Consider the following 13707-nt stretch of genomic DNA (forward strand, 5'->3'; position numbering starts at 1 on the left):
TTTTGGCCGCGGCTGCACCCGAGGGAGAAAAGCCCAGAGGAGGAGACGTCGAGTCTTCCCCATGGCTTTTTGAACCGGAGCGCTTATGTCCTTTCTCACTTTAATGCTGGTTGTCGTAGCCGCATTTATCCACGCCACCTGGAATCTGCTCGCCAAGCGCGCCGCCTCGGCCGGCGCCGCTTTCGTTTTTGTCTACAGCTGCGCCGCCTGCCTTTTTTATATGCCCTGGGTGGTCTGGCTGTTTGCCACCGGTACGTTGCGATGGGATCTCTCCGTCATCGCCTGCGTCGTCCTGAGCGGCGCGCTGCATTTGGCGTACAGCCTGTTCTTGCAGCGCGGATACCAGGTCGCCGATCTCTCGGTTATCTATCCCGTCGCCCGCGGCAGCGCGCCGATGATGTCCACGGTCGGGGCATTCCTGCTATTTGACGAACAGCTGAGCGTATCGGGCGTCGCCGGGCTTGGCGCCATCGTGATCGGCATCCTGTTGATCTCCAGTCAGGGAAATCTTGCCCGCTTTCTCCAGCCTGCCGCGCAGAAAGGCGTACGCTGGGGCGCCGCGACGGGATCGATGATTACCGGCTACACCGTCGTTGACGCATACGGCGTCAAAATCCTGGGGATTCACCCGGTCATCCTGGACTGGTGTTCGCAGGTCGTTCGCCTGGTGATGCTGCTGCCCTGGCTAACCGCTCATCGCCACGAGGTTATCGGTCTTATGCGCGGCAAATGGGCTCTCGCCATCGCGGTCGGCATCCTTTCGCCCCTCTCCTATATCCTGGTGCTGATGGCGCTGCGGCTGGGCGCGCCGCTTAGCGTGGTCGCCCCGGCGCGTGAAATGTCGATGATGGTCGGCGCGCTGTTCGCCATGTTTATCCTGCGCGAGCCGGTGGGGATTTGGCGTCTGGCGGGCTGTCTGGTGCTGGTCGCCGGCGTGGTGCTGCTGGCCCGGCATCCCGATTTTTAACGGCGGGCCGCAATGTGCTTTTCCCCCGCGTCCGGCCTGGCTTAGTGTCTGTTCAAGCGTTTTTCCAGCCGGCGCGTAATACGGGAAATCGGGTAGCAGTAGAAGAAAAACAGCAGCAGCAGCGTAAAGTACACCAGAATGGTGAAGTCGATGCGCGACACGGTATTGCTGGCGATGGTGGCCATATCCACCACGTCATGCACTCCCACCAGCGAAGCCAGCGAGGTGCTCATGGTGATGCTGGCATACACATTCATCCAGGGCGGCAGCATACGGCGCACACACTGCGGCAGAATGATGTAGCGAAAAATCTGGCTGCGGCGGAAGGCCATCGACTGCGCGGTTTCCCACTGCGCGCTGGGAATGGACTGTACCGCGCCGCGAAAAATTTCCGCAATGATGGCGCTGGCCGGCAGGCCGAGCCCGATGACCACCTTAATCCAGTCGGGAAAAGGGATATACCAGTGCAGGAAAACGATTTCGAAGGGAAACACATAGGTGGTGAAGTAAATCAATACCAGCACCGGCGCGTTACGAAAGGCCTGCACCCAGAGATGCGTCGCCGCGCGCAGCAGACGCGAGGGAGCCAGCGACAGGCCGCCCACCACCAGCCCTAGCAGCGTGCCCAGCAGCATGGCCGACGCGCTAATCCCGATATTGACCCCCAGCCCCCGAAACAGCGCCGGCAGCCAGAGCCACAGCTGCGTTACGGCAAGCGGCGCGCTGTCGGTGGCCGCCCAGAACAGGTTCACCGCCACGATCGCCAGCAGCGTGATAACCCAGAAATCGGACAATACCGCGCCAATGACCGGTCGGTTTTTATACGGGACCCTTTTTATCACGACATCATTGCCCATAGCCCGGCATCCTCAGGTGATTCTCCAGCCATCTACCGGCCACGCTGACCAGCCAGGTCAGCACGGCGAAATAGATCAGAATAAGCAGGATCAGCTCCAGTACGTTGTCGCGCTGCGACCAGATCATGATGGACTGATAGGTCACATCACCCACGGCGATGGCCGACGCTATCGCCGTCATCTTGACCAGGTCCACCAGATTATTGATCAGCGACGGGAGAGCGAAACGCACCGCCAGCGGCAGCTGCACGTACCAGAAAATCTGCCGCCGGCTGAACGCCATCGAACGGGAGGCCTCCAGCGTAATCGACGGCACCGCCTCAACGCCGGCGCGCAGCGCTTCGGCATGGAACACCGCCTTGTGCAGGGATACCACCAGTACCACCCAGGCCAGCGGTGAAATCGGACTGCCGCCCTCCAGATGCTGGCTGATCAGCATATTGAGCACCAGGAACGCAAAATAGAGCTGCACCAGCGTCGGCGTATTGCGGATCAGTTCAACAAAGGCGCCGACCGGCGCGGCCACCCAGCGCCGCGGACTGGTCAGCAGCGCGGTAATAATCACCCCCGCCAGCAGGCTGCACGGGATCGTCAGCAAACAGAGCTCAAGGGAAACCCCCATGCCGCTGAGAAACGCCGCCCGGTCGACCGGGTCCAGCACGAATGAATAGTTCAGACCCAGAGGTTTGAAAAACTCCACCAGCCCGGTCAGGAAAGAGTCCGTCATCATCGCCCTCCCGACGGCGTTACGGCCGCCGCTATCATGATGTTATTCCCTCTTTCTCGCCGCTCAGGAAGCCGCTTCAGCGGCGCCGCCTGTGCCATCTCTGCGCGGCCGTCAGCCCTTGTCGCCGAGTTTGGCGTGCAGTTCCTGCAATATGGGATTGGGCGGAACGATGCCCAGCCGTTTTTCCGTCTCGATAAGCCAGCCGCTGTGGTGCCATGACTGTACGACTCGGTCGACGGCGGCGATAGTGTCGGTCTCGCCCTTGCGCGTCCACACCACCGAGTCCGATGACAGGATCTCTCCGGGGATGGCGACGTGGTAGTCCGCCCACTCGCCGCCCTTGCGCACCAGCGGATGTATCAGGGTGGAGTCATGCACCGCCGCCACGCACTGGTTTCCCTTCAGGGCCAGCAGTGAATCGGACGAACTCTTGAAGCCCTTGACCTGTGCGCCGTAGTCCGCGGTCAGCGGGCGGGCGAAATTGCTGCCCTGGGAAAGGCAGACGGGTTTGCCGCGCAGATCCTCCCAGCGGGAGATGCCGCTGTTGCGCAGCGTCAGAGCCGCGCCGCCCACACGGTAGTAGGGAGTCGGCGCGTAGCCCAGAACCTCGGCGCGTTCCTTGGTCAGATCCATGGAGGCGATCAGCAGATCCACCTTGCCGGAGAGCAGAAACTGAGCGCGGGTGGCGGTCTGCACCTGCACCAGTTCCGTCTCGACCCCCAGCCCCTCGGCCAGCTTGCGCGCCAACTCCGGGTTCCAGCCGATTAATTTCCGGGTTGCGGGGTCAATCGAACCGAAATCCCCGCCGTTGACCAGAACGCCAATGGTAACCTTGCCGCGGGATTTTATTTTGTCCAGCGTGGCGTCGGCCTGCGCCATGTTCGGTAATAGCGCCGCCATTACGAGAGGCATAAACCATTTGCGCCACGCGGTCCGGCGCTGATATTTATTATTATTCATCGAGTATTTCCATCATCATGATAAAACGAAGAAAAGATAGTTAACTTATCCCCGCTCGCTGTGAAATTATTATTTTTGCTATAGATTGCCAATATATTTATACCAACCAGCTTTCAGGGGGCAGGAAAAAATCGACGAAAAAATAAAAAGGTATTTGCGTCTAGGGTAATTAGCGCTTCTGCTTTAACGCCAGCGCCTGATCTTCTTCATTCAGTCTGACCCCCGTGGTCAGACGTTTATAATAAGAGTGGCTGGTGTTCAACGCGCCGATAGGATTATGCGCCAGCACCCGGTCTTTGACGATCAGGTAGGTGACCGGCGCCACGGAGTGTTTAATAAATAATGAGTCATGACCGACGCACAGCCCGCTAATGACGTTTAAATCCGTTTTTTCCTTATTGCATAATTCCGCCTGCATAAGCGGATTACACATGGCTTCATACTGACCGGGCTGAATTTTATCCTGATCGTCGATACCGACATTGCACTTATCCTGCGCGCCGACTTTGCACAGCACGCCAAACGCCTGCAGGCCGTTGGCGCGCAGGATGTCGGCGAAGATGCGGTTCTCGCGGATCAGGCCGGCGCAGGAGGCGATGCCGATTTTCCGCGCCCCAATCTTTTTGGCGAAAACGATAATCTCCTCCACCCGCGTCAACTGGCCGTAATACTGCCCTTCCACCTGGGCGGAGGCGTGCATAATCTTCGCCACCTGCTCATCGTCCGCGTACCTGGCCAGGCTAACCTGCAGCAGGTCGTCACTCTCCGGCGCCGTGGTCAGACACTTCCTGGGGAATTCGCTATCCTGACTCTGACAATTAAGGAAATTACATTCCGTACAGCTAAATTTATTGGCCACCACACAACCCCATAACCTATAGCGTAAGCTTCCCTACAAAATAAAGGGTGAACGCCGGGGTTGGAAACTGATGATTCCGTCTATCGATAGTATAAATATGACAATCAGGCGATAACGCCGGATATTCAATCGCGGGCGGGGCGCTGAAAATCAGCAAATGTTATGTCGTAATACGGAATTAAATATATAAAATAATGCTATTGAAAAATTACGCTTTAATTATCTGATATTGTCGTTTGACGGCTCTTTTTATTTGTGCGGAAAATAACAATTCCGTTTACCATTTAGCTAATAATTAATGACATTAAAATAACATTAATTTATCGCCACGCCGCCCGAAAGATTACCGCTCCGATGTTCAATTCACGTAATTAAGGAAACCCGATGTCCATATCCTCCTCTGACCGGCCTCTGCCGCAGTCGCTCACTCCCCGGCAGCTGCGCGACGCGCTCGATGCCGCCACGGAAATTGCCCTGATCGACGTCCGGGAGCATGGGTTATATACCCGCGGCCATCTGCTGCTGGCCGCAAATGCGCCGCTGTGGCGACTGGGGCTGCTGATTGGCGATCTGGTGCCGCGTCGCGCAACGCGCATCGTGCTGATTGACGAAGACGGTTCCCTGCTGGAAGAGGCCGCCCGCCGCCTTGAGCGTCTCGGCTACGGCAATCTGGCGCTGCTGAGCGGCGGAACCCGGGCCTGGCAGGCCGCCGGGCTGGAAATCTTTATTGATGAGAACGTGCCCAGCAAAGCGCTGGGCGAAGTCATTGAGGTAGAGGCTCATACGCCGAACATTTCGGTGGAGGAGCTGCGCCGACGCCAGGCGAACGGCGAAAAGCTGGTGATCGTCGATGGGCGCACGCCGGAAGAGTTCGCCAATTTCAGCCTGCCGGGCGCCCACAATATTCCCAATGGCGAACTGCCTTACCGTATCCGGGAACTGGCGCCCGATGCGCAATCGCTGGTGGTGGTGAACTGCGCCGGACGCACGCGCAGCATTGTCGGCGCGCAGACGCTGATCGACGGCGGCCTGCCCAATCCGGTCGTCGCCTTGACCAACGGCACCATGGCCTGGCTGCTGGCGGACCTGCCGCTGGAGCAGGGGCGGCGGACCGCGCTGCCGCAGCCGGGCGCCGAAAACCTGAGCGCCGCCCGCGAACAGGCGCGCCGACTGACGCAACGGGCCGGGATCGCGACTATCGACGCGTCGGCGCTGGCCGCTTTGCGCGCCGATGCCGAACGTACGCTGTATCAATTTGATACCCGCACGCACGACGAATATCAGGCCGGCCATCTGCCCGGTTTCCGCTGGGCGCCGGGCGGTCAGCTGGTTCAGGCGACCGATCGTTTCGCCGCGGCGCGCGGCGCGCGCATTGTGCTGGCGGACTGGGACGGCGTTCGCGCCCATCATACCGCCGCGTGGCTGCGGCGGCTGGGCGGGTTTGAGATCTTTCTCTATGAACCCGGTGCGGATGACGAGCGGGAACAGGGGCCGTCAACGCCGCACGTCCTGCGCGATAGCGCGTTGCCGCCGGCAACGGAAATTGCACCCCGGCAGCTCAGCCAGCTGCTGGAGCGGCAGGCGGCGCAGGTTATTGACGTGGATGATAGTCTGCGCTTTATTCGCCGGCATATCGCCGGCGCGCGCTTTATCGCCCCGCATCGCCTGACGGAATGGCTGCCGAAGCTGGCCGCGGCGGACGATGGGCGCCAGTGGGTGCTGACCTCTAATGACGGCGTGCTGGCCGGCCTGATCGCCGGCGAACTACAGCGCTACGCCATCAGCGCCGCGGCGCTGGCGGGCGGCAATCAGGCGTGGTTCGCCGCCGGTTTGCCGGTGGAAAGCGGCGATGAAAATATTCTCACCGCCGAGGAAGACCGGCAGCACAACGGCTATAGCGTCAGCGATCCGGCGCGGCGCGATCGGCTGTTCCGGGACTATCTGGACTGGGAAATCGGCCTGGTGCGGCAGTTGGAGCGACCGGGCGGCGAGCTGCGCTTTAACCTGCCGTGATCGGCGTATTACGGCGTTTCGCCGTCAGCCAGACGAAACGCCGTATCAATATCCTGCGCCAGATCCCGCCAGTCCTCCAGCCCCACATGCAGCCTCACCACCGGCAGTTCCGTCGCGCCGGCGTCGCGCCAGGCGGCGTGTTCGGCCAGGCGGGAAGGCTCGGCAATCAGCGCCAGACTTTCATAGCCGCCCCAGGAGGCGCCAATGGCGAACAGCGTCAGCGCATCCACAAAGTCGGCGGCGAATTGCGCGTCGGCGCGGCGAAAGGCGAACGACAGCAGCCCGTTGGCGCCGCTGAAATCCCGCCGCCAGAGCGGATGGCCGGGGTCTTCAGGCAGCGCCGGATAAAACACCCGGCTGACCTCCGGGTGCTGTTGCAGATGTGCGGCGATACGCAGCGCGTTGCTCTGATGCTGGCGCAAACGCACCCCCAGCGTCCGTATGCCGCGCAGCGTCAAATACGCATCATCCGCGCCCACCGTCAGCCCCAGCGCATCCCAGGCGGCGCCGATGCGCGCCGCCAGTTCCGGTCCGTCGACCGTAACCACGCCCTGCATCACGTCCGAATGGCCCGCCAGATATTTGGTGGCGGCCTGTAGCGTAATATGGGCGCCGTGGCGCAGCGGCTGGAAGAAATAGCCGCTGCTCCAGGTATTATCGGCCACCACCAGCACGCCGTGCTCACGCGCCAGCGCCGCGATAGCCGGAAAATCCGTCACCTCGAACAGCAGCGAGCCCGGCGATTCCAGATAGAGCAGGCGCGTATTGGGGCGGATCAGCGCGGACAGGTCGTCGCGCTGCGGCGAAAAATAGTCCAGCGTCACGCCGTAGCGGGCCAGCAACGTACGATCGAGCTGCCGTACCGGCGAATAGACGCTATCGGCGACCAGCACATGATCTCCCGGTTGGCACAGGGCGATAAAAACCAGGGCGATCGCCGACAGGCCGGACGGCGTCAGCCAGGAACGATAGCCGCCCTCCAGCTGCGTGACCGCCTCTTCCAGCGCCTGATGGGTATCCAGCCCGTGACGGCCATAGCCGGCGATTCGCTCCCCGTCACGGCGGCGCTGATAATATTGCGCCATCGTCCCGACGCTATCGAACCGCACGGTGCTGGTACGCACCACCGGGACATTGACCGGCCCGGCGCCGGGAGAGGCGAGAGTGGGCGCGCCGCCGTGAACCAGCTGCGTATCCGCCCGCCATTGTGTCTTTGGTTTCATCTGCTTGCTATGCCCGATTTTCAGAGGGTTTCATCTGCGTGGCGTTGTAGTTGGTCACCTTGCCGGTTTGCGGATCGATAGCCACCCGCCGCACCAGCGTTTCCAGCGGCTGGCCGTACAGGTGTAAATGGCGGATCGGCCGCTCGCCGGCGACATGAATGCTGTGGATATCGTCCGGCAGGAAAGCGAGCGGCTCGCCGGGCCGCACCACCACTTCCCGCACCAGTTGCAGATCGGCCCGATCGGGCTGGCTGCCGTCATCCAGACGCTGGTAAATCCGATTCAGCTCATCGCCCTCGACGGCGGCGATCGCCGCCCAGGTGGTGTGGTTATGGGGCAGAGTGCTCTTGCCGGGCAACAGCGAATTGAGGTAGAGCGCCAGATCGTCATCGCCATCCTCGCTGTTCAGCCGGTAACGGGTTGACGTTTCCACCGTTTCCGACGGCGGGGGGAAATCCTCGAGGCCGAATAGCTCATGCTGGGCGGCGAGCTGCGCCAGACGATGAGCCACTCGATCGACAATAACCCGCGACAGTTCCCCCTGCGCCAGAATAGCGCGGATATCGGTCAGCGCGGCGGTGACCGCCTGCTGGCGCTGTATTACTTTTGTTTCTGCAGATGCCATGGTCTTGCTCCTGTCGTTATAATTAGCTGAAAGGTAAAGCGATAAAGCCTGCCGGCCGCTAGGGTTTGGCCAGCCACACCTCCGCCAGATTGCCCTCCACGCCGTCGGCGGTGACCGAGTGGTCGTGCACCCGGCGGTTATAGATGGTGATAAATTCGGGCGACACCAGGCTGACGTCCGGCAATTCCTGCCCGACAATCTGCTGGAAGCGTTGGAATTGCTGCACGCGCCGCGCCGGATCGTTCTCCGTCTGCGCCGTTTCCAGCAACCGATCCACCTCGGGATTGTGATAGTGCGAGGCGTTTGAGAACGGCACCCCTTTGCGGAAGTTTTTCGACCAGTAAATACGCTGTACGCCGACGGTCGGATCGAACAGATTGCTGTGTCCGTTAACGGTAAAGGCGAAATCGCGGTTGGTATAAACCCGGCGCACAAAGGTGGACAGGTCCTGGGAGCGCAGCGTGACGCCGATACCGATTTTGGCCAGCGACGAACGCAGGTATTCCGCCGTTTTGCGCAGATCTTCCGCTATCGGGTTATAGTCGAGGGCCACTTTGAAACGAACCCCGTCGGCGCCGCGCCGGTAGCCCGCCTCGTCCAGCAGCGCGTTAGCCCGTTCGATATCAAAGGCATAGGGGGACGGAGAGGCGTCGTGGTACTCGGTGATGCCGGGGGCAATCGGCGAGGTGCTGACTTTGCCCAGGCCAAAGTAGGCCACCTGCAAAACGATATCGCGATTGATGGCGTGCGCCACCGCCTGCCTGACGCGCAGATCGCGGAAATGCTCATCGTCCAGATTGAACTGCAAAGACGACACGTTATAGGAATAGCTATTGCCTTTGGTTTCAAACCCCAGCTGCGGCAACGCCTTCAGCCGCGCCATATCGCTTAGCGCCACCGGAGAACGGTAGCCCAGATCGGCGGCGTTGGTTTCAAACGCCAGCGAACGCGCGGCGGCGTCCGGGATAAACTTCACCACCAGTTGATCGAGGTAAGGCCGCCCAGGCTGCCAGTAATGGGGGTTACGCTTATACAGTACATGGCTGCCGCGCACCCACTGGTCGAACACATAGGGCCCGGTGCCTATCGGCGCGCCGTTGTGCGGATTGGTCAGCGGATCTTGGCCCTCGTACAGGTGACGCGGGACAATGGGCGACTCCGCCGCCGCAAACGCCTTGATCAAATAGGGCGCGGGCTTCGACAGCACAATCACCGCCGTGTGGGGATCTGGCGTCTCGATGGCGGTGACATTGGCAAAGGTACTTGAGCCGCGTGGGTGTACTTTTTTCAGCAGATCGATGGACCAGGCGACGTCGGCCGAGGTGAAATCCCGACCGTCGTGCCATTTCACCCCCTGGCGCAGATGAAACGTATAGCGCGTGCCGTCCGGACTGATTTCCCAGGCGGTCGCCAGCTGCGGCTGCGGGTTCAGGTCGTAATCGTAGCTGAGCAGCCCTTCGGTTACCTTGGCGCTGACGCTCAGCGCCGGCGTCGCCACCGTGGTCAGCGCCACCAGCGCCGGGGGCTCATAGTTAATCACCAGCGTCAGCGTGCCGCCGCGCTGCGGTTGAACATCGGCTGCCTGCCCGGTACCGGTCAGCAGTAGTAAAAACGTCGCGGCCATCACTGGCCGCAGCCCCGCTAAACGCAACATAAAAGCTCCTGTGCTGATTAATCCTGAACGGTATGGCCGTACAGCGTACGGGCGGCGTCAGGCGTCACTAATTCATTGTCGATATCCTGGCGCAAGGCGGCCCGATCGCGGGTTGACGGTTCGCCCAGCCCGCCGCCGCCGGGCGTTTCCACCACCAGGCGTTCACCGGGCGGAATAATTTGCTGCCCTTTGCCCGACAGCGCCTGCCCCGATCCCAGGCTGACCCGCCCGCCGGCGCCGTTGCGCCCGCCTTCCGCCCCGCGCGCCGGAAAGGCGATGCGATCCCAGGCCGCCCCCAGCGCCATCGGCGCTCCGCCGCCGTGGGATAGCTCAATCACCTGTCCCAGGCCGCCGCGAAACTGTCCGGCGCCGCCGGAATCCGGGCGGTACTCTTTGCGCCAGAACACCACCGGGCTGATGGATTCAAGGATCTCCACCGAGACGTTACGCACCCCGCTGGGAAACGAGGTGGTGGAGAGGCCGTCGATGCCCGGCCGGGCGCCGGTGCCGCCGGTGGAAAAGCTGGTGATGGAAAAGCGGGGTTGCCGCAGAAAGCCGCCGGCGTCGAAACCGGGCAGGACATGGCCGCCGGACAGTTGGATATTCCACAGGCAGGAAGCGCCTTCGGCGGGAACCGCGTTGGGTTTCGCCTGGCGCAGGCAGCCAAAGATCACATCCGGCAGCATCTGGCCGACGATATGGCGCGAGGTCACCGCGGCGGGATAAGGCGCGTTGAGTATCGATCCCTCCGGCGCCTTGACGGTTATCACCTCCAGCGAACCGGCGTTGTTGGGCACCTCGGAGCCGATAAGACAGCGCACGCCGAATGAGCTGTAGGCGTCGGTATAGGCCTTGACCACGTTGATCCCTTTGGCGACAAACGGCGAGGTGCCGTCAAAATCGATCTCGATGCCCTGTTCGCCAAGGGTCAGCGCCGCGCGCAGCAGGATCGGCGCGTCATAGCCGTCAATCCACATCTCCGACTGCCAGCGCCCCGCCGGCCACCGGCGCACGGCGGCCAGCATCGCCTCGCGGGAATGGGTGAGAATATGTTCCCCCACCGCGTGCAGATCGCTCAGCGAGAATTCATCCAGCATGGCGGTGAGCCGGCGCCCGCCCACCTCGTTACAGGCCACCAGCGCCAGAATATCCCCTTCCACCTGCTCGGGTTCGCGCACGTTGGCTTTAATAATCCGCAGTACCGTGTTATCCAGCCTGCCGGCCTGGATAAAGCGCAAAATCGGCAGGAACAGGCCTTCATGGTAGATCTGGTGGCCGTCGGGCCCCGGTCCCAGCCCGCCGATGTCCACCACGTGCAGCGTGGAGGCGAACAGCGCCACGCTTTGCCCCTGATGGAAGACCGGCGTTACCATGGTGATGTCGTACAAATGGCCGGTGCCTTTCCACGGATCGTTGGTCAGGAACACGTCGCCCGGCGCCATATCGGACAGCGGAAACTGGCGCAGAAAGTGTTTTACCGACTCGGCCATGGAGTTGACGTGCCCCGGCGTACCGGTGACCGCCTGGGCGATCATCCGGCCGTCCGGCAGAAATACGCCGGCGGACAGATCGCCCGCTTCGCGGGTCGAGGTGCCGAACGCCGTGCGGATCAGCGTCTGCGCCTGCTCTTCCACCACGGCGATCAGGCGATTCCATATCACCTGATACTGGATCGTGCTCAGACTCATGGCTGCGCTCCTCCGGTTTGCTCTTCTTCCAGCAACAGATGCCCCTCGGCCGTCAGCCAGGCGACAAAGCCGCCCTCCACCACGGTGGTGGTTTCCGCTTCGGCGATCAGGGCGGGTCCGCGAACGGCCGTCCGCGGCGGCAGATCGCGGCGGGCAAAGACCGGCGCCTGAAGACGCGCGGACTGATTCGCCAGCAGTACCTCACGCCGTTCGCCGCTCTCGTCCGGGGTCAGCACGCTATGCGGCCTCGTCTCCGGGCGCCCTGCGACCGGGGCGTTCAGCGTACTGACCGTGACCGTCCAACTGATGGCCTCCACCGCCACGTGATCCAGGCTGCGGCCGTACAGCCGGCGATAGACGGCGGTAAAGCGCCGTTGCAGCTCATCGACCGTCGCCGCCGTCAGCGCGCCTTGCGGCAGCTCGACCGGAACTTCATGCCCCTGACCGGCATAGCGCAGGTAGACGATGCGCCGCAGGGATAACGGCGCGCCGTCGCCGCTGGCCTGGCGGACGATGCCGCGCGCCTGCTCTTCCAGATCGCGCAACAGGGTCTCCACCGCCTGATGGTCGAGCCGCGCCAGCCGCTGGTAGAAGCTGCGCACCGCCTGATAGGCAATCGGCGCCGACAAAAAGCCGAGCGCCGAACCCACCCCGGCGGAATGCGGGATCACCACGCGCCTGATCCCCAGCTTGCGCGCCAGCCGGGCGGCGTGCAGCGGCGCGGCGCCGCCAAAAGCCACCAGGGTGTAGTTTTCCACCTGCTTGCCCAGCTCGGTGGCGTGTACCCGCGCCGCATTGGCCATGTTTTCCGCCACGATTTCCGTTACCGCCAGCGCCGCGAGATCGGTGTTCAGCGACAGCGGCTCACCAATTTGCTGTGCGATCGCCTGAGCGGCCAGTTGGGGATTGAGGGTGATTTTGCCCTGCGCGAAGGTGGCGGGATCGATAATGCCGAGCCGCACATTGGCATCGGTAATGGTGACCTGCGTGCCGCCCAGCTGGTAGCTTACCGGGCCGGGCTGCGAGCCGGCGCTGTCGGGGCCGACCTGCACCCGGCCCAGGGTATCGATACGGGCGATCGATCCGCCGCCCGCGCCGATCTCCACCATTTCGATCACCGGGATCCTCACCGGCAGGCCGGATCCCTTCTGGTAGCGGTGCACCCGGCCGAATTCGAAACTGCGGGAAATCTGCGGCTGGTAGTCGTCGATAAAACAAATTTTGGCGGTGGTGCCGCCCATATCGAACGACAGCACCTGCGGCGTCTGTAGCTGTTCGCCGGTCAAGCGGGCCAGGATGGCGCCGCCGGCCGGGCCGGACTCCACCAGCCTCACCGGCTGGTCGATGCCGGTCGCCAGCGTGGTGATCCCGCCGCCGGAGGTCATTAAAAACAGCGGGGCGTTCAGCCCCTTGGCGGACAGAATCCGCTCCAGCCGCGTCAGATAGCCCGCCACCAGCGGCTGTACGTAGGCATTGGCGCAGGCGGTGGACAGGCGTTCATATTCGCGGATTTCCGGGCAGACATCGCTGGAAAGGGTGATCGCCAGGTCCGGCAACCACTGACGCAGGATGTCTGCCGTGCGCCGCTCATGTACGGGATTGGTGAAACTCTGCAAATAGACGATGGCGACGCTATCGATCTCTTCGTGCTTTAGCGTCTGCGCCAGCTGGTGCACCGCCGCTTCATCCAGCGGCGTCAGGATATGGCCCCGGGCGTCGATCCGCTCGGCGATGCCGAAACGCCAGCGCCTTGCCACCAGCGGACTCGGTTTATGCAAAAAGATATCGTACTGGGCAAACCGGTCTTCAAGACCGATTTCCACCAGATCGCGGAATCCCTGCGTGGTAATCAGCGCGGTGCGCGCGCCTTTGCGTTCTATCAGCGCATTGGTCGCCAGGGTGGTGCCGAGAATAACCAGCCCGACATCCGCCAGCTCGCGGCCGGCGCGCCGCAATACTTCCTGCGTGCCGTCCAGCACTCCGCTTTCAGGAGAGCTCGTCGTGGTCAGCACTTTGGTGGTAAACGATGAATCGCCATCCAGCAGCACGACATCGGTAAAGGTACCGCCGACATCCACCGCCAGCCGGGGTTTATTACTTACGTCCGGTACAGACATGCAAATTCCTTAACGTC

General features: G+C 62.1%; 11 protein-coding genes. 2 read left to right on the forward strand and 9 right to left on the reverse strand.

The window, feature by feature from the left end; translation table 11 throughout:
• Positions 1 to 85 precede the first annotated feature (85 nt).
• A complete protein-coding gene (locus MFP24_RS17330) occupies positions 86 to 967 on the forward strand; it encodes a DMT family transporter (protein ID WP_249231537.1) in 882 nt (293 codons plus the stop codon).
• 41 nt (positions 968 to 1008) lie between these two features.
• Here MFP24_RS17330 and MFP24_RS17335 read toward each other — a convergent pair whose 3' ends face one another.
• From MFP24_RS17335 to MFP24_RS17350, 4 genes are all read right to left on the reverse strand, one after another.
• Complete coding sequence (locus tag MFP24_RS17335) at positions 1009 to 1824, reverse strand: amino acid ABC transporter permease (protein WP_249231538.1); 816 nt, start codon at positions 1822 to 1824, stop codon at positions 1009 to 1011.
• Complete coding sequence (locus MFP24_RS17340) at positions 1814 to 2551, reverse strand: amino acid ABC transporter permease (protein ID WP_249231539.1); 738 nt, start codon at positions 2549 to 2551, stop codon at positions 1814 to 1816. Before MFP24_RS17340 ends, MFP24_RS17335 begins: the two co-directional genes overlap by 11 nt.
• A 111-nt stretch (positions 2552 to 2662) precedes the next feature.
• On the reverse strand, positions 2663 to 3511 hold the full coding sequence (locus tag MFP24_RS17345) for a transporter substrate-binding domain-containing protein (protein WP_249231540.1): 849 nt from the start codon (positions 3509 to 3511) through the stop codon (positions 2663 to 2665).
• Between the two features lie 169 nt (positions 3512 to 3680).
• A complete protein-coding gene (locus MFP24_RS17350; protein ID WP_249231541.1) occupies positions 3681 to 4370 on the reverse strand; it encodes a DUF1847 domain-containing protein in 690 nt (229 codons plus the stop codon).
• Positions 4371 to 4754: 384 nt separating this feature from the next.
• Between MFP24_RS17350 and MFP24_RS17355 the strand changes: the two genes are divergently transcribed.
• Positions 4755 to 6383, forward strand: coding sequence for a rhodanese-like domain-containing protein (locus tag MFP24_RS17355; protein WP_249231542.1), 1629 nt, complete (start codon positions 4755 to 4757; stop codon positions 6381 to 6383).
• Between the two features lie 8 nt (positions 6384 to 6391).
• Here MFP24_RS17355 and metC read toward each other — a convergent pair whose 3' ends face one another.
• From metC to MFP24_RS17380, 5 genes are read right to left on the reverse strand one after another with little or no spacing between them, the layout of a single operon-like run.
• Positions 6392 to 7606, reverse strand: a complete 1215-nt coding sequence (metC, locus tag MFP24_RS17360; RefSeq protein WP_249231543.1) for a cystathionine beta-lyase — start codon at positions 7604 to 7606, stop codon at positions 6392 to 6394.
• Between the two features lie 7 nt (positions 7607 to 7613).
• Positions 7614 to 8231: a cysteine dioxygenase family protein gene (locus MFP24_RS17365; RefSeq protein ID WP_249231544.1), complete on the reverse strand. Its 618-nt coding sequence runs from the start codon at positions 8229 to 8231 to the stop codon at positions 7614 to 7616.
• Positions 8232 to 8289: 58 nt separating this feature from the next.
• Positions 8290 to 9885, reverse strand: coding sequence for an ABC transporter substrate-binding protein (locus MFP24_RS17370; RefSeq protein WP_249231545.1), 1596 nt, complete (start codon positions 9883 to 9885; stop codon positions 8290 to 8292).
• 17 nt (positions 9886 to 9902) lie between these two features.
• A complete protein-coding gene (locus tag MFP24_RS17375) occupies positions 9903 to 11573 on the reverse strand; it encodes a hydantoinase B/oxoprolinase family protein (protein WP_249231546.1) in 1671 nt (556 codons plus the stop codon).
• On the reverse strand, positions 11570 to 13690 hold the full coding sequence (locus tag MFP24_RS17380) for a hydantoinase/oxoprolinase family protein (protein ID WP_249231547.1): 2121 nt from the start codon (positions 13688 to 13690) through the stop codon (positions 11570 to 11572). The genes MFP24_RS17375 and MFP24_RS17380 overlap by 4 nt, the downstream gene beginning before the upstream one ends.
• Positions 13691 to 13707 lie beyond the last annotated feature (17 nt).

This window comes from Brenneria tiliae, from assembly GCF_023347575.1.
GTDB lineage: Bacteria > Pseudomonadota > Gammaproteobacteria > Enterobacterales > Enterobacteriaceae > Brenneria > Brenneria corticis.

Coding starts and splice junctions, on each gene's coding strand:
- MFP24_RS17330 (WP_249231537.1), top strand. CDS start 86: ATGTCCTTTCTCACTTTAATGCTGGTTGTCGTAGCCGCATTTATCCAC.
- MFP24_RS17335 (WP_249231538.1), bottom strand. CDS start 1,824: ATGGGCAATGATGTCGTGATAAAAAGGGTCCCGTATAAAAACCGACCG.
- MFP24_RS17340 (WP_249231539.1), bottom strand. CDS start 2,551: ATGACGGACTCTTTCCTGACCGGGCTGGTGGAGTTTTTCAAACCTCTG.
- MFP24_RS17345 (WP_249231540.1), bottom strand. CDS start 3,511: ATGAATAATAATAAATATCAGCGCCGGACCGCGTGGCGCAAATGGTTT.
- MFP24_RS17355 (WP_249231542.1), top strand. CDS start 4,755: ATGTCCATATCCTCCTCTGACCGGCCTCTGCCGCAGTCGCTCACTCCC.
- metC (WP_249231543.1), bottom strand. CDS start 7,606: ATGAAACCAAAGACACAATGGCGGGCGGATACGCAGCTGGTTCACGGC.
- MFP24_RS17365 (WP_249231544.1), bottom strand. CDS start 8,231: ATGGCATCTGCAGAAACAAAAGTAATACAGCGCCAGCAGGCGGTCACC.
- MFP24_RS17370 (WP_249231545.1), bottom strand. CDS start 9,885: ATGTTGCGTTTAGCGGGGCTGCGGCCAGTGATGGCCGCGACGTTTTTA.
- MFP24_RS17375 (WP_249231546.1), bottom strand. CDS start 11,573: ATGAGTCTGAGCACGATCCAGTATCAGGTGATATGGAATCGCCTGATC.
- MFP24_RS17380 (WP_249231547.1), bottom strand. CDS start 13,690: ATGTCTGTACCGGACGTAAGTAATAAACCCCGGCTGGCGGTGGATGTC.